Genomic DNA, 16648 nt, shown 5'->3' with positions numbered 1-16648 from the left:
CTAGACATTAACGACTAGATTTCACTGCTTTCAAGATATTTAATAACAATATGTCTTTTATTACCTGAACCCTGAGATTCACTAATAACCTTATCGAATTTTTTTAATTCATTATGAATAATTCTTCGCTGATTATTAGGCATTGGTAATAATGCCATATCATTTTTAGTAAACAATACTTTTTTAGCAGTGATTTTTGCTAAATTAATTAAATTACTCTCTTGTCTTTGAAAATAGTCATTAACATCAACTTTAACAATATAACGACGATGAAACTTACTTGATAAATAACAGTTAGATAAGTTTTGTAAAGAACTTAATACATAACCATTTTTACCAATTAATAACGCATTATTATCACAATTAATATTAACTTTAATCATTTCATAGTTAATTTGTGAAATTTTAATTTCAATATCATTAAAGTCTAACTCTGTTAAAAGTCCTTGCAAAACAACAACTAAATAGGTTTTAACATCACTCATATTATATATTAAGGCAATTACTTGTTTTTTTAAAAATGTTTTAATTTCTTCTTTAATAATGTAAAAATGGGGTTCATCTTGTTGCTCAATAAAAGTTTTTAAATCTTCGCGTTTCTTAAATATTTTTTTTTCCATTTAATTCAACTCCAACTTTATTTTTTCTTTTTATACTTAGCATTCTTATTTATATAATGAAATAAAACTGTTTGTCCAATTTGCAATGCCCCAGAAAAAATTCAATATATTGCAACTCCTGAACCAATTGTAAAGACCAGTAACATAAACACCCCCGTCATAATTAACTGTGTAATTAATTGTTTCTTTTGCGCTGCTTTCGATTCTTTAGTAAAAACTTTTTTCTTACCACGATTTAAATACATTGGTAATAACATTGAAATAATTTGAATTGGTAAATAAACAAAAACAATTGCTAAATATGATCAGTCTCCTGCTTTTAATCCTTCTCACGGCGTTATTGTAAAAGAAATTGCTCCAAACTCTTGTTCTTTCAAAATTCTCATTGAACGAACAACCATAAACATCGCATATAAAAATGGCATTGATAAAAATAAACTTGCAAATGATGCTAAAGGTTTAACCCCTTCTTTTTTATATAATCCCATTAATTCTAATTGCATTTTTTGTCTTGCTTGAGGATCAGTTGAACCTTTATATTTGGCTTGAATCTCGCCTTGTTTTAATTGAATTGCTTGCATTTTCTCCTGATTTTTTTGGGATTTTCAAGAAAAGGCTAAAGTAATTAATTTAATTATTAAAGCGGTAACAAACATTGCTCCAATTGCTGCCGCTGCTGTTGGTTCAGCAGCAATTCCACCACTAAAACCTTTTAGTAATACTCATAATAATGCAGCAATTGGATAAACAAATAAACCAAAAAATGGTGATTTAGTAACCGTTCAAGCTTCACTTCAACTAGAAATACCATTAAAAGGTAATTCTTCTTCACCATTTATAAAATGTGTCTTATTGCCATCACCAGCGAAAAGTAATTCAAAATAAGTACCAAATATTGAACCTGTACCCGTAGTTTTTCCACTTGTTGACACATTAGGATCAAACATCTGTCCACAACCTCATAAAAAGGTAACAATAAAAAAGGTATAAATGAAAATTTTACCAAATTTTCAAACTTGTTTTCACCATGGAGTTTGTGGCTTATTAGGTGCAAATAAATATTTTTTATAGTCCATAATTTTTCTCCATTATTTAATAATTTTTTTTAATAAAATATCTAAAAGATTTTGATTTTTACTATATTCCTTTTTTAAATAAGGCGCTCTTACTAAAATAATAATATCCTTATTATTATTTTTTAAGCATCAAACCTTTTGTAACATTGAGCGAATTTGGCGACGAATCCGATTACGATTAACAGCATTCGCATTTTTTTTACTAACTGATATTCCAAAACGACAATGATCTAATGAATTATTTGCATAATAAATAACAAATGAATTATTATGAATTTTTTGTTTTCCATTAATAATTCTTTGAAAATCATAATTCTTTTTTAAACGAAATTTCTTTTGCAAGGTGTATTTAAATCCTTTTATACTGTTAACTTAGCGCGTTGTTTCCTGCGTCGGTTTTGTAAAACTTTTCTTCCTGCAACTGTTGCCATTCTTGAACGGAAACCATGAACTTTTTTTGTCTTTTCTTTTGATGGTTGGTAGGTTCTTTTCATTGTCATTCTCCTCTTTAAAAATAAGTTACTGTTTTTAAACTAAAATAAAAAAACTTTAAAAAAGTAATTATAGTTCCAATTAATTTTACAGACATATCCTTATTAAGTCAAACTAAATAACAAGATAGGTCGCGTTTAGTTTTCTTAGGTATTTTTAAAAAAAGAAAAAATAATTGTTTACTATAAATTATTTCAATAGACTTCTTGCATAACCTATTAAAAAAATTACAAATATTTGTAAAAAGACAGTAATAGAAAAATATAATTTTAATTAATTATGTCTTTTATCTAAAAAATTAATATTTTGCCACAACAAAAAATGAATTTATTATTTAAATTCTTTAATTTTAAAAAAATCTTTTATGTTAAATTAATAATTGCAAATTATAAATTGAGGCAATTAAATTAAATCTTAAACCAAATCTTTTTCTACGATTACGATATTTTTCTGTCATAATTTTAAATTTTTTAAGAATAGCAAAAATATTTTCAATAATAATTCTCATTTTTGAAACTAGTCTATTATGTTGTTTTTGTGCTTTATTTAAATGGTTTTTCTTTGTTTTCTTTGTAGGTATTAGAACATTATTGTGAATTTTTTGTATTCCTTGATAACCACTATCAACTATTAATTTGGTATTTTTTAAAATTGAGATTTTTGATTCTTTAAATAAAGCATAATCATGTTTTTCCCCAAGTGAAAAACTTGTTGCAATAATTTTTCTGGTTTCTTGTTCGATAATTACTTGTGTTTTAATGGTGTGTTTTTTCTTTTTACCAGAATAAGATTGTTTTTGTCTTTTTTTGGGCGTTGGATTGGAGTTTCGGTAGCATCAATAATAATAGTTTTATCATTAAAATAATCATTTATTAGTGCTTTTTTACCAGCAAGTTGTTGAAAATCAGAGTTTTTAATTAAAGTATCTTCAATTCACTTGATATTGCGATAACAATTAGCTTCACTAATTCCGAAATTTTTACCAAGATGAAAATAAGTCTGATATTCTCGTCAATATGATAAAGTCATCAATAATCTATTTTCTAGTGATAATTTATTAGTTTTACCACCTTTTTTAAATAGACTTCTTGCATAACCTATTAAAAAAATTACAAATATTTGTAAAAAGACAGTAATAGAAAAATATAATTTTAATTAATTATGTCTTTTATCTAAAAAATTAATATTTTGCCACAACAAAAAATGAATTTATTATTTAAATTCTTTAATTTTAAATAAATCTTTTATGTTAAATTAATAATTGCAAATTATAAATTGAGGCAATTAAATTAAATCTTAAACCAAATCTTTTTCTACGATTACGATATTTTTCTGTCATAATTTTAAATTTTTTAAGAATAGCAAAAATATTTTCAATAATAATTCTCATTTTTGAAACTAGTCTATTATGTTGTTTTTGTGCTTTATTTAAATGGTTTTTCTTTTTTTTCTTTGTAGGTATTAGAACATTATTGTGAATTTTTTGTATTCCTTGATAACCACTATCAACTATTAATTTGGTATTTTTTAAAATTGGGATTTTTGATTCTTTAAATAAAGCATAATCATGTTTTTTCCCAAGTGAAAAACTTGTTGCAATAATTTTTCTGGTTTCTTGTTCGATAATTACTTGTGTTTTAATGGTGTGTTTTTTTCTTTTTACCAGAATAAGATTGTTTTTGTCTTTTTTTGGGCGTTGGATTGGAGTTTCGGTAGCATCAATAATAATAGTTTTATCATTAAAATAATCATTTATTAGTGCTTTTTTACCAGCAAGTTGTTGAAAATCAGAGTTTTTAATTAAAATATCTTCAATTCACTTGATATTGCGATAACAATTAGCTTCACTAATTCCGAAATTTTTACCAAGATGAAAATAAGTCTGATATTCTCGTCAATATGATAAAATCATCAATAATCTATTTTCTAGTGATAATTTATTAGTTTTACCACCTTTTTTAAATTTTTCTATTTCAGCTACTTGTAAAATATCTAACATTTTATTAAAAGTGGATTTTTTTATTCCTGTTAATCTTAACCATTCTTTATCATTAAGAGTATTAAATTTATTATTGTTCATATTTTGATATCCTCATAAATTATATTTTATAAGAATATTTTAATAAAAAAGGTATCGCAAGAAGTCTATTGAAGCATTAGAATATTTAAAAATGGAAAAATTCAGTAAGATACTTACTAAGTTAAAAAATAATCTGAAGAAGAAAAACAAGTAAAGGAGTTTAAAAAATAGAAAACTTAGAAAAAATGGCTAGTTTGATCAGCGATATGTTTTATAAAGTTTTTGATTTAATTTGAACTTTAACCATTCCTGGAACAGATATTCGTATTATTATTTTTCCACTAATTATGCTTGTGATAAATCTTGTAATTGGTGGTATTTTAGGTATTCATATTGAACGACCAAAAGTTGGTTTTCGTAAAAAATATCGAAAATCAGTTGCTAATTGAGGAACTAAGAAACAATCATCTAGTGGTCCAATTAAAAAATTTAGTGGTAATAGTCCTAAAAATAGACCGTGAGTTGACCAACATGGACGGCGAATAAAAAGGTAGGTTTAGAAAATGTTTAAATTAATAATTTTATTTATTAGACTTCTTGCGATACCTTTTTTATTAAAATATTCTTATAAAATATAATTTATGAGGATATCAAAATATGAACAATAATAAATTTAATACTCTTAATGATAAAGAATGATTAAGATTAACAGGAATAAAAAAATCCACTTTTAATAAAATGTTAGATATTTTACAAGTAGCTGAAATAGAAAAATTTAAAAAAGGTGGTAAAACTAATAAATTATCACTAGAAAATAGATTATTGATGACTTTATCATATTGACGAGAATATCAGACTTATTTTCATCTTGGTAAAAATTTCGGAATTAGTGAAGCTAATTGTTATCGCAATATCAAGTGAATTGAAGATATTTTAATTAAAAACTCTGATTTTCAACAACTTGCTGGTAAAAAAGCACTAATAAATGATTATTTTAATGATAAAACTATTATTATTGATGCTACCGAAACTCCAATCCAACGCCCAAAAAAAGACAAAAACAATCTTATTCTGGTAAAAAGAAAAAACACACCATTAAAACACAAGTAATTATCGAACAAGAAACCAGAAAAATTATTGCAACAAGTTTTTCACTTGGGAAAAAACATGATTATGCTTTATTTAAAGAATCAAAAATCCCAATTTTAAAAAATACCAAATTAATAGTTGATAGTGGTTATCAAGGAATACAAAAAATTCACAATAATGTTCTAATACCTACAAAGAAAACAAAGAAAAACCATTTAAATAAAGCACAAAAACAACATAATAGACTAGTTTCAAAAATGAGAATTATTATTGAAAATATTTTTGCTATTCTTAAAAAATTTAAAATTATGACAGAAAAATATCGTAATCGTAGAAAAAGATTTGGTTTAAGATTTAATTTAATTGCCTCAATTTATAATTTGCAATTATTAATTTAACATAAAAGATTTATTTAAAATTAAAGAATTTAAATAATAAATTCGTTTTTTGTTGTGGCAAAATATTAATTTTTTAGATAAAAGACATAATTAATTAAAATTATATTTTTCTATTTCAGCTACTTGTAAAATATCTAACATTTTATTAAAAGTGGATTTTTTTATTCCTGTTAATCTTAACCATTCTTTATCATTAAGAGTATTAAATTTATTATTGTTCATATTTTGATATCCTCATAAATTATATTTTATAAGAATATTTTAATAAAAAAAGTATCGCAAGAAGTCTATTATCATTTACGATTAAAGAAGGTGAAAAATGATTGGTGCAAGGTTATAATGGGATTGGAAAAACAACATTACTAGAAACTTTAACTGGTAATATTAAACCAATATCAGGGATAATTACGATTGGTGATAATGTTACGATTGGTTATTTTAAGCAGTTTTATAATTTTCCTGAATTATCGCCAATACAATATTTAAAATCATTAAATCCGGAAATGGATGATGCTGAAATTAGGAAAATATTAGCTAGTTTTGGAATTAAGCGCGAGTTAGCGATGCAATCCCTTAATAAATTATCAGGGGGAGAACAAACTAAAGTTCGGTTAGCAGTTTTATCTTTAGTTCCTTGTAGTTTGTTAATTTTGGATGAACCAACTAATAATTTAGATGATTTAGCTAAGGATTCATTATTAGAAGCAATAACCAATTATTCTGGAACAGTATTATTGACTAGTCATGATATTAAATTTAATACTTCTTGAGTTGATAAAACATTAAATTTTGTAGATTTTATGATAAAATAAAGTAATTAAAATAATTGATAATTAGGGAGGATAACAATGATTAAAAAAACACCATTAGTTGTTAATATTATTATCATATTGTTTTTATTAGTAGGATGTAACGCTTTTAATTTTTATGATTATCAATTATCTAATGATAATGATTCGTTAATTAATTATAATTGTGCTTTTGAGGGTAAGAATGCTAATCTTAAAAGTAAACTGTTAAAGTTAGAAGATACTTTGCATCGTTGGAGTTTAGATTTTGAATCACCATTTGATGATGGTGATTCACAATATATGAAATATTTAGCAACTATTAATAGAAAGAAAAACAATATTGCTGAAAAAACAGCATTACAATCTTGTTATAATGAGATTTTAAAAGTTTCTAATAAAAGTAGAGAGCAATATAATAAGTATGAACAAAGTTCATTATTGTTAAGAGATTATTATTCAAGTTATGATGATTTAGTAAAAAATCTTGAAAATACTGACTTAAGAGATGGACAAAAACCAATGCTTGATTTGAAACTATTGGAACAAAAAATTGGTAATAATTCAAAGTATTTGTTAGCAATGTATAATTATTTAAGTAAATATTATGGTAAAAAAAATGTTGCTAAGTTATTAGTTGCCCTTTTGGTTACTAATAGTTTTGATCCACAGATTGATTCAGAAAGTACCTTAGGGGTTACGGTTTTAAATTGAAAATATGGTTATCAGTTTATTGCTTTGCGACCAAGTATTGTTGATGAAGATCATATTAAACCCCAATATTTTAATGGTCAACTTTCAACTATTAATGTTACTACTGGTGTTATTCATGAGTATGGCCATGCGTTAGAAAACTTGTTAAATTTTTTTCCTGAACAGTTAAATACTAATATTTTACCAGATAAAATTAATGGTGCTGATGAGGTTCGTTTAGATAAATGATTTAAAAATGGATTACAAAAATCTACTAATAAAAATCAAGCGTGATATAAAATGGGGTGAAAATTAAATAAAACAAAAATTTCTGCATCCGAAGAATTTGTTCGTTTTATTGCTAGTAAATTGGGGTATCTTCCAAGTAAGATTAAATTTATTGATAAAAATGACAAAATATATTTTTCTAATTCAGAAACAAAAATTAGTGTTTTAGTATCAAAATTATTTGTTGATAGTAACTATGGTAAGTTTGTTAGTTTAAAAGAACAGTTTGCGGAGTTATTTAGTCAATGGTTGTTACAACCGATTAGTATGTCAAGGGATCAATTATCAGTTCGCTGAACAATACTCAATGAGTTTTTCTTGGAATACTTACCTAATAAGTATTATCAGGTTATTGGAACAAAATTGCTTGCGTAAGCGATAATGTTGTTGCCAAAAAGATAGGTTAAAAAATACTTTCGCCGATTTTGTAATTAACATAATATATGTTATTATTTTATAGTGAAAATATTTTAGAGGTGAAATAATGAATAAAAAAGGTCAAGAGAATGATATTAACTATTATGAAGCAGAAATTACTTGTATAACATGTTCTAATGTCTTTACTGTTGGTTCAACTAAGGGAAAAGAAATTAGAGTAGATGCTTGTTCAAAATGCCATCCTTTTTATACTGGTCAACAACAATCAATGCGTGCTGATGGCCAAGTAGAAAAGTTTGCTAAGCAACAAGCAAAACAACAAGAAATTTTAAAGCAACAAATTGCAGATGCTAAAAATCAAAAACCAATCGTTAAAAATGCAAGTAAAAAAAGTGATAAGTTAAAAGAGGTATCATTAGAAGACTTGAAAAATTCTTTAAACAAATAGTTTAAAACTCACTATAATTTGTTTTAGTGAGTTTTTTCCTATTATTTTTACTTTATCGTATAATGTAATGAGACTAAGAAATAGGTGATTTTGTGATATTAGAACTTAGGGATATTGTTGTTAAACAAAAAGATATTGTTATTTTGAAAAATATTTCCTTTAATATTTCTAATAATGATGTTTGTGTTTTACTTACTAATTCTTATGAAGAAAAAAGTGCTTTATTTAAAGCTTTTAAAGATGGTAAGAATTTAGAAACTGGGCAAATAATTTTTAATGAAGAAAATATTACAACACAATTACCAAAAAAACGCCCGTTAGCATTAATTTTTCCACAAAAATTTCTTTTTTCAATTTTTTCAATTCCTTGAAAATTAACTAGTTTATATTTAAAAAATAAAAATTTTTATTTACAAGCTAAACAAGATTATTGTGATGCTAAACATCATTTAAATGATTTAATTGATAATGGTATTAATCTTGATAAGAAAAAATATAAAGACCAGTTACGAGATTTTAATGAGAATTTTCTTAAAAATAGTCGGATTCTTGAAGAAACACGGATTAATAAATATTATGAGTTTATTAACAAATTTCATCAAACAGCAATTAAACAAATTATGAATGATGTTAATGCTAATAATACTTCAATTTTAATGCAGAGATTTCAAAGTTGAGTTGTAGAAGAGGAAAAATTAACTATTTTAAATAGTCGGTTAACTTTTTTACAAGCTTTATGAGATAAAATTTTTATTTTAACAAGAATGGAAAAAAGTTGTCATTGTCATCAAGGGCATAAGGAAAATAAGCGTTCATTTAAGATGAAAGAAGTAACATTTGTTGCTAATGAGTTTTTAGAAACTTTAGATGGGGAAATTACTGAGTTAAGAAAAAATATTTTACAAGCGGAAATTGATACGAAAGCATATGCGAAAAACTTTTTAAAGTTAGTTAAAAGCATTGAATATCAACATAAAAATGCTGATTTTATTCGGTTAAAAAAAAGTAATAAGTTTAAGCAGTGAAAACAGGCAACAAGAGAATATCGCAATGAATTTTATTTTCAACAAGGACAAATTATTAGTGAAATTTTAGTTTCAGAAATTAAGATGCTTCAAGGAAAAATTATGAATGAAACTTATATTTATCATCAATTGCTTTTAAATGGTTTTGATAAAATTAGTGTAAAAAAGTTTAAAAATGAAGTTCATACTGCTAGTAGAGCAGTTATTAGGGTTCGTCAGCAAGCTTGATTACAAGTAAAGAATATTATTGATGATATTGAGTTAAAAGGCTTAAAGTTTAGTTTTATTTGACAATTTACGGGTTGAGATCGCATTAAGTTGCAAATTGCTATTGCTCTTATTCAACAAAAACGGTTACTTATTATTGATGATACTTTAGCTAAACAATCTAAACAGTATAAAAATGAGTTTGGTCATTTAATTGAAAAACTTCAAAAGAATTATAATTTAACGATTGTTATTATTAGTAAATATGGTTATCGTGTTATTGATGTTGCTCAAAAAGTTATTATTTTACAAAATGGTGATATTGTTCAGCAAGATACAAAAGAAAATATTATTGTTCAACCTTTTAATAAGGATGTTTTACAGGCGATTAGTTCACCACATTTAAATTGGTTTGCGTATTTTAATTATACTGAATCATGATTATTAATTAATAATATTAATATTGTCAGTTTGAAGACACTTTATATGGAAAATAAAAATTTTAGTTTTAATGTTGCTATTTTACCAGAAAAAATTGTTCCTGATTTTTACAAACATAAAGTAAAAGTTATTAATAAGCAACCCCTTTATGGATGAGTTATTAAGTTAAAAAAAATGCGTAAAGGTGATTGATTACTTGATGTAATTTTAAATGATAATAAAATTATTAAAGTAATAATTCCACCATCAAATAATAAAAAATTTTTAAAAGAAGAAATTAAATTTGATATTTTGTTAGGGGGTATTTATTTATTTGATAGTAAAACCGATCAATTAATTAAGAGATGATAGAGGAGATTAATAAAAAATGACAAAGCAAATCTGAGATAAGATAAAAGAATATTCCACGGTAATAATTTTACGCCATATTAGTCCTGATGGTGATGCGTATGGTGTCCAATTTGGTTTAAAACATTTAATTGTTGCTAATTTGCCTCATATTAGAGTTTTAACTGGGGGTGTTAGCTTATTAGACTTGAATTATATTGGTATCTGTGATGATGTTAAGGAAGAAGACTATCGTGATGCTTTAGTAATTATTGGTGATTGTGCTAATGCCGAGCGAATTGATGGTGTTGGTTGAGAAAAAGGAAAATATAAGATTAAAATTGATCATCATCCATTTTATGAACAATATGGCGATTTAGAGTGAATTGATGATGTGGCACCATCAGCAAGTGAAATGGTAGCAAAGTTAGCTTTAGATAATAACTTGCAAGTTACAAAGGAAGCTGCTAAAGCGATATTTCATGGAATGGTAACTGATACGGGAAGGTTTCTTTATGGTAATTTACGACCAGAAACTTTTTTATTGGCAAATTTTTTAATGACAACGGGTTTTAATATTGAACAACTTTATAATAATTTGTATCAACGGCCAATGAATATTATTAAATTTCAAGCATTTGCTTTGAGTAATTTTACGGTTACTGATAATGGTGTTGCTTTTTTAAAGTTAACACCAGATATTTTGAAAGAATTTTTAATTACTAAAGAAAAAGCTAATAATTTAGTTAATCTCTTAGGGAGGATTTTGGGAATACATATATGAGCATTTTGTAGTCAAGATGAAAATGATGAGTTTATTAAAATTAGTATTCGGAGTACTGGTTTGAAAATTAATGATTTAGCAGCACAATATGGTGGTGGGGGTCATCATCGTGCAGCGGGTGTAAAAACTAATTCTTGACATACTGTTGATGCCTTATTAAATGATTTAAATTTGTTAGCAAAAAATATTAATCAAAGTGAGGGGAAATAATGTATGTGCGTTATAAAGATGGATGAATTGAAGTAATTAGTGGTTGTATGTTTGCTGGTAAAACTGAGGAATTAATTCGTCGAATAAATATGTTATCATTTGCTAATAAAAAAATTCAAATATTTAAACCATTAATTGATAATCGTTATGAAGAAGAAGAAATTGTTAGTCATAATAATAGAAAAATTAAAGCAATAAGAATTTGTAATGCGCAACAATTAATTGAATTTTTGGATAATGATACCGAGGTTATTGCGATTGATGAAATTCAGTTTTTTACAAGTGATATTTTAATAGTTTTAGAACAATTAGCAGATCAGGGCAAGAGGATTATTGTTGCTGGTTTAGATAAAGATTTTCGTGGTGAACCTTTTAAATGTATGCCAGAACTATTAACGCGAGCTGAATTTGTTACTAAATTAGAAGCAATATGTGTTAAATGTCATTCGCCGGCAACAAGAACTCAAAGAATAATTAATGGGTTGCCTGCTAGTTATTATGACCCGATTGTTTTAATTGGTGCTAATGAATTTTATGAGGCGCGTTGTCGTCATTGTCATATTGTTAATGATTATCCACAAACTAATATTAAGGAGAATAAAAATGAATGCCAAAACCCGAGAACGATTGGAAACAATGAAACATCGTTATAATGAAATTAATAGTTTACTAAGTCAATCCGATATTAATAATAATATTGAATTATTAACTAGGTTATCTAAAGAAAGAGCTAAACTTAATGATACAGTATTGCTATATATGAAATATCTTAGTATTGAAAGCAATCTTCAAGAAATTAAAAATATTTTTCAAAATGAAAAAGATGCTGATTTGCTAAGTTTAGCAAAAGAAGAATTAAAAGGTAATGAAGAATCATTATTATTTGTTGAACAGCAGTTAACAGTTGCATTATTGCCGGCGAACCCTAATGATGATAAAAATGTTATTATTGAAATTCGTGGTGCTGCTGGTGGTGATGAAGCTAATATTTTTGCTGGTGATTTATATCGGATGTATTTACGATATTGTGAATCACAAAATTGAAAAACAGAACTTTTGGATGCACGAATATCAAATTCTGGTGGTTTTTCGCAAATTTCATTTTTGATTAAAGGTGAAAAAGTCTATGCAAAAATGAAATTTGAAGCTGGTAGTCATCGAGTGCAAAGAATTCCTAAAACCGAATCACAAGGAAGAGTTCATACTTCTACAGCTACGGTTGTTGTCTTACCCGAAGCTAGTGCTTTAGATGTTGATGTTAAACCGTCAGAATTAAAAATTGATACTTATCGGGCTTCTGGTGCTGGGGGGCAACATGTTAATACTACTGATTCAGCAGTCCGTATTACTCATTTACCAACTGGAATTGTGGCAACTTCACAAGATGGTCGTAGTCAACATGATAATAAGGATAAGGCTTTAAAAGTGTTACTTGCTAAAATTTATGAAGCTAAACTTGAAACTCAACAAAGTGAAATGGGCACATTACGAAAAAGTGCTGTCGGTAGTGGCGTGCGGGCAGAAAAAATTCGAACATATAATTATCCTCAAAATCGTGTTAGTGACCATCGGATTAATTTGACATTAAATAAACTTGATCGAATTATGTTGGGTGAACTTAATGAGATTATTAATGCTTTAATTGATGATGAGCAAAAAAGAAAAATGGGAATGGAAGATTAGTTGTGACCTATCATCAGTTATTACAAAAGGGTGAAAAATTATATGCTGATTATCGTAGTCACCATTGTAAATGATTATTAGCTCATTTAGCACACTATTCATTGCAAGAATTATATGCCAATTTAGATGTTGAAAGTAAAGTTAGCGAAGAAGACTTTTATGCTTTAATTAATATTAATTTAAAGGGAAAACCGTTGGCATATATTTTAGGTTATCAAAATTTTTTGGGGCGTGATTTCATTGTTAACCCCAATGTTTTTATTCCGCGTACTGAAACGCAAGAATTAGTAGAAAATCTTTTGTATTATGTTGATGACTATTTTCAAGATGTAAAGCAAATTAAAGTACTTGATGTTGCTACGGGTAGTGGTGCGATTGCTATTAGTTTAGCGTTAGAAGAAGCAAAAGTTTTTGTTGTTGCTAGTGATATTAGTAGTGAAGCTTTAAAAGTTGCAAAAGCTAATGCGCTAAATCTTAATTGTCAAAATATTAAATTTGTTAATAGTAATTTGTTAGCGTCCTTTGTTAATAATGATGATAAGTTTGATATTTTAGTATGTAATCCCCCTTATATTGGAATTGATGAACAGATTGAAAATATGGTTAAAGACTATGAACCGCATTTAGCATTATTTGCTACTGATAATGGTTTATTTTTCTATAAATTAATTTTTAAACAAGTAAAAACAATAATGAATAATAAATATTTATTAGCCTTTGAATTTGGTTATTCACAAAAAGCGACTTTAGAAGTATTAGTAAAGGAATATTTTGCAACTAGTGAATATGAATTTATTAAAGATATTAGTGGTCGATGAAGAATGCTTTTTATTTACAATGAATAATAAATAATTTTATAGTAAAATAATGACATTAGAAAATAAAGAATTGGGTGAAATGAAATGAAGGGTAAAGCAACAAAACCATTGTTAATATCACTTTTTTTAATTCTTTTGTTAGCACCGGGAATTGCTTTTCTTATTGTCTTGGTTAATGATTCATTAGTTACAACTTTTACTAATGATCTTAATGTTTTTACAAGAGAAGAATATTACTTACAATATTTTCAACACGATTATAATTTTTCTTTGGAAAATACTAAAATCCTTTTGCAATATTTATCTGATTTTTATGATTTTAAAATAATTTCCAGTATAAATGCGCAACTTGCTTATACAATTACGGGAACTTCATTAGTATTTTTAGGAATTTTTATTATTTTAGGGGGAGCATTTTTTTTAAATAAAAAGTGAAAAACCACAAGGGCATTAGTAGTTGTTTTATTAATTTTTTGAATTATAACAATTGTTGGTTTTGGATTATTAGCTTTGGGGCAATATAAATATCAATGAACTAATGAAACAACTTTAAATTCGCTAGTAAAAGTTAAGGATGCTAAAGATATTAGCATTATTCCCAATTCTTATCATTTTGCGATTGAAGAATTTCATGAATTTTTAGTGGTGTTATCGGGTAAAAAAATTCATTCTGAAGCTATTGAGTGATTTAAAAATTTTCTTTTTAAAGAATTTTATCAAAAGTTAATTAATTTAAAAGGAAATACTAATGATTGAATTAGTGAAGTTGGTATTTGATGAGTTTTTCTTATTCAAGCAACATTAGTTTCTTTAATTGTTGCTTTTGATTATACTAGTTATGCTAGTCATTTAGTGAAACCGGTTTTTGTTTTTAATAAACGGGAAAAAATTTTATTATTTGGTCAAAATTGGTTTCGAAAAACTTGGGTTTCTTTTAAACAACCAACAATTTGAAATGTTTTGCGAATTTCAATTTTTTTAATTTCAATATTTATTTTAATTGAAGTTATTTTAATTATTGCTAATTTTCTGAATAAAGATTTAGTAAATCTTTATGATTTGTTATCAAAATTTCCTTATGGTCATAATAATCCTGGAAATATTCTTGAAATTCCTGAACAACCACAAGAAATTATTCGTAAGACTTTTTTGATTGAAATTTTAGCACCAATTTATTATTATCCTAATTTACCAACTGTTTTTGTTGTGCAATTTGTGCCAATTTTAGGTTTAACATTTTTAATAATTATTTGAAGTGTATCTTTTGTTCTTATTAAAAGGATATCTTATTTATCTCGTGGTTCAATAATTTTATTTTATACTTTTTTTCTGCCAATTCTTTTTGCTGGTTTATTTCTTTTTACATATTCACAAACTAATAATAATAATTTAATTGCTGTTGCTAATGATATGCTTTATAAACTTAAAGAAAAATATCCTGATTTTCATATATCATATTATAAATCATCATTATTTGGGGGCGCTATTTCTAATACTGGTGAGTGAATTGTGTTTAGTGTTGAAATTATTGTTCTTGTTGTGTTTTCAATTATTATTTCAATTTTGTTATGGAAAATTTATCAACAAGATAATTTAAAAATAAAAATGACAATTCCTAATTTTATTTTAGAAAAGAAAAAAAGAGTTAAGAAAGTAAAAAAAATATCTAAAAAATAAAGGGGAAAATAAAATGTTTTTTGCATATAATCGTTCAATGTTAATTTGATTTTTGACTAATATATTAGACTTCTTGCGATACCTTTTTTATTAAAATATTCTTATAAAATATAATTTATGAGGATATCAAAATATGAACAATAATAAATTTAATACTCTTAATGATAAAGAATGGTTAAGATTAACAGGAATAAAAAAATCCACTTTTAATAAAATGTTAGATATTTTACAAGTAGCTGAAATAGAAAAATTTAAAAAAGGTGGTAAAACTAATAAATTATCACTAGAAAATAGATTATTGATGACTTTATCATATTGACGAGAATATCAGACTTATTTTCATCTTGGTAAAAATTTCGGAATTAGTGAAGCTAATTGTTATCGCAATATCAAATGAATTGAAGATATTTTAATTAAAAACTCTGATTTTCAACAACTTGCTGGTAAAAAAGCACTAATAAATGATTATTTTAATGATAAAACTATTATTATTGATGCTACCGAAACTCCAATCCAACGCCCAAAAAAAGACAAAAACAATCTTATTCTGGTAAAAAGAAAAAACACACCATTAAAACACAAGTAATTATCGAACAAGAAACCAGAAAAATTATTGCAACAAGTTTTTCACTTGGGAAAAAACATGATTATGCTTTATTTAAAGAATCAAAAATCTCAATTTTAAAAAATACCAAATTAATAGTTGATAGTGGTTATCAAGGAATACAAAAAATTCACAATAATGTTCTAATACCTACAAAGAAAACAAAGAAAAACCATTTAAATAAAGCACAAAAACAACATAATAGACTAGTTTCAAAAATGAGAATTATTATTGAAAATATTTTTGCTATTCTTAAAAAATTTAAAATTATGACAGAAAAATATCGTAATCGTAGAAAAAGATTTGGTTTAAGATTTAATTTAATTGCCTCAATTTATAATTTGCAATTATTAATTTAACATAAAAGATTTATTTAAAATTAAAGAATTTAAATAATAAATTCATTTTTTGTTGTGGCAAAATATTAATTTTTTAGATAAAAGACATAATTAATTAAAATTATATTTTTCTATTACTGTCTTTTTACAAATATTTGTAATTTTTTAATAGGTTATGCAAGAAGTCTATTATTGTTTTTTAGTCATTTGAACACTTTATTATTTTACATATAGATTATAAAGC

At 25.4% G+C, this 16648-nt stretch carries 19 protein-coding genes and 2 pseudogenes; 13 read left to right on the top strand and 8 right to left on the bottom strand.

The window, feature by feature from the left end:
- Nucleotides 1–14: 14 nt before the first annotated feature.
- The 7 genes from AACK86_RS05965 to AACK86_RS05935 form a co-directional block, all read right to left on the bottom strand.
- Complete coding sequence (locus AACK86_RS05965) at nt 15–620, bottom strand: protein jag (protein WP_338981866.1); 606 nt, start codon at nt 618–620, stop codon at nt 15–17.
- A 17-nt stretch (nt 621–637) separates the two neighbouring features.
- Nucleotides 638–1567 (bottom strand): membrane protein insertase YidC, encoded by a 930-nt coding sequence (gene yidC / locus AACK86_RS05960; RefSeq protein WP_338981865.1) that lies wholly within the window; start codon nt 1565–1567, stop codon nt 638–640.
- Nucleotides 1568–1708: 141 nt separating this feature from the next.
- Nucleotides 1709–2038: a ribonuclease P protein component gene (gene rnpA / locus AACK86_RS05955; protein ID WP_338981864.1), complete on the bottom strand. Its 330-nt coding sequence runs from the start codon at nt 2036–2038 to the stop codon at nt 1709–1711.
- Nucleotides 2039–2055: 17 nt separating this feature from the next.
- A complete protein-coding gene (gene rpmH / locus AACK86_RS05950; RefSeq protein WP_215826699.1) occupies nt 2056–2190 on the bottom strand; it encodes a 50S ribosomal protein L34 in 135 nt (44 codons plus the stop codon).
- A 365-nt stretch (nt 2191–2555) separates the two neighbouring features.
- Nucleotides 2556–2948 (bottom strand): transposase family protein, encoded by a 393-nt coding sequence (locus AACK86_RS05945; RefSeq protein ID WP_338982695.1) that lies wholly within the window; start codon nt 2946–2948, stop codon nt 2556–2558.
- The gene (locus tag AACK86_RS05940; RefSeq protein WP_338981863.1) at nt 2933–3217 is read right to left on the bottom strand and encodes a transposase family protein; all 285 of its coding nucleotides are present in this window, start codon (nt 3215–3217) and stop codon (nt 2933–2935) included. Before AACK86_RS05940 ends, AACK86_RS05945 begins: the two co-directional genes overlap by 16 nt.
- A 220-nt stretch (nt 3218–3437) precedes the next feature.
- Complete coding sequence (locus AACK86_RS05935; protein ID WP_338981641.1) at nt 3438–4268, bottom strand: IS5 family transposase; 831 nt, start codon at nt 4266–4268, stop codon at nt 3438–3440.
- A gap of 206 nt (nt 4269–4474) precedes the next feature.
- Between AACK86_RS05935 and AACK86_RS05930 the strand changes: the two genes are divergently transcribed.
- Together AACK86_RS05930 and AACK86_RS05925 are read left to right on the top strand one after the other, a co-directional pair.
- Nucleotides 4475–4762, top strand: a complete 288-nt coding sequence (locus AACK86_RS05930; protein WP_338981642.1) for a hypothetical protein — start codon at nt 4475–4477, stop codon at nt 4760–4762.
- A 103-nt stretch (nt 4763–4865) separates the two neighbouring features.
- A pseudogene (locus AACK86_RS05925) lies at nt 4866–5695 on the top strand (IS5 family transposase).
- A 90-nt stretch (nt 5696–5785) separates the two neighbouring features.
- On the opposite strand, the gene AACK86_RS05920 reads toward AACK86_RS05925, so the two are convergent.
- Entirely contained in the window at nt 5786–5917 is a 132-nt protein-coding gene (locus AACK86_RS05920) for a hypothetical protein (protein ID WP_338981862.1), read from the bottom strand.
- 104 nt (nt 5918–6021) lie between these two features.
- Between AACK86_RS05920 and AACK86_RS05915 the strand changes: the two genes are divergently transcribed.
- The 11 genes and pseudogenes from AACK86_RS05915 to AACK86_RS08035 all read left to right on the top strand — a co-directional run bounded on the left by AACK86_RS05915 (nt 6022) and on the right by AACK86_RS08035 (nt 16425).
- Nucleotides 6022–6507, top strand: coding sequence for an ATP-binding cassette domain-containing protein (locus AACK86_RS05915; protein WP_338981861.1), 486 nt, complete (start codon nt 6022–6024; stop codon nt 6505–6507).
- Nucleotides 6508–6543: 36 nt separating this feature from the next.
- Nucleotides 6544–7839, top strand: a complete 1296-nt coding sequence (locus tag AACK86_RS05910; RefSeq protein ID WP_338981860.1) for a hypothetical protein — start codon at nt 6544–6546, stop codon at nt 7837–7839.
- Between the two features lie 109 nt (nt 7840–7948).
- Nucleotides 7949–8161, top strand: a pseudogene (rpmE, locus tag AACK86_RS08045) (50S ribosomal protein L31); the annotation flags it as partial.
- A 221-nt stretch (nt 8162–8382) separates the two neighbouring features.
- Entirely contained in the window at nt 8383–10314 is a 1932-nt protein-coding gene (locus tag AACK86_RS05900) for a hypothetical protein (RefSeq protein WP_338981858.1), read from the top strand.
- A 16-nt stretch (nt 10315–10330) separates the two neighbouring features.
- Complete coding sequence (locus AACK86_RS05895) at nt 10331–11284, top strand: bifunctional oligoribonuclease/PAP phosphatase NrnA (protein ID WP_338981856.1); 954 nt, start codon at nt 10331–10333, stop codon at nt 11282–11284.
- Nucleotides 11284–11937 carry a thymidine kinase gene (locus AACK86_RS05890; protein ID WP_338981854.1) on the top strand — a complete coding sequence of 218 codons (654 nt, stop codon included), beginning with the start codon at nt 11284–11286 and terminating at the stop codon, nt 11935–11937. Before AACK86_RS05895 ends, AACK86_RS05890 begins: the two co-directional genes overlap by 1 nt.
- Nucleotides 11888–12967: a peptide chain release factor 1 gene (prfA, locus tag AACK86_RS05885; protein ID WP_338981853.1), complete on the top strand. Its 1080-nt coding sequence runs from the start codon at nt 11888–11890 to the stop codon at nt 12965–12967. Before AACK86_RS05890 ends, prfA begins: the two co-directional genes overlap by 50 nt.
- Nucleotides 12968–12969: 2 nt before the next feature.
- Entirely contained in the window at nt 12970–13812 is an 843-nt protein-coding gene (gene prmC / locus AACK86_RS05880; RefSeq protein WP_338981852.1) for a peptide chain release factor N(5)-glutamine methyltransferase, read from the top strand.
- Nucleotides 13813–13869: 57 nt separating this feature from the next.
- The gene (locus AACK86_RS05875) at nt 13870–15462 is read left to right on the top strand and encodes a hypothetical protein (RefSeq protein ID WP_338981851.1); all 1593 of its coding nucleotides are present in this window, start codon (nt 13870–13872) and stop codon (nt 15460–15462) included.
- A gap of 133 nt (nt 15463–15595) precedes the next feature.
- Nucleotides 15596–16048, top strand: a complete 453-nt coding sequence (locus AACK86_RS08040; RefSeq protein WP_338982632.1) for a transposase family protein — start codon at nt 15596–15598, stop codon at nt 16046–16048.
- Nucleotides 16033–16425 (top strand): transposase family protein, encoded by a 393-nt coding sequence (locus tag AACK86_RS08035; protein ID WP_338982644.1) that lies wholly within the window; start codon nt 16033–16035, stop codon nt 16423–16425. The genes AACK86_RS08040 and AACK86_RS08035 overlap by 16 nt, the downstream gene beginning before the upstream one ends.
- The last annotated feature ends 223 nt before the right edge of the window (nt 16426–16648 follow it).

The sequence above is a fragment of the Spiroplasma endosymbiont of Eupeodes luniger genome (assembly GCF_964019525.1).
Classification (GTDB): domain Bacteria; phylum Bacillota_I; class Bacilli_A; order Mycoplasmatales; family Nriv7; genus Nriv7.
This window is presented reverse-complemented; position numbering and strand designations above follow the sequence as displayed.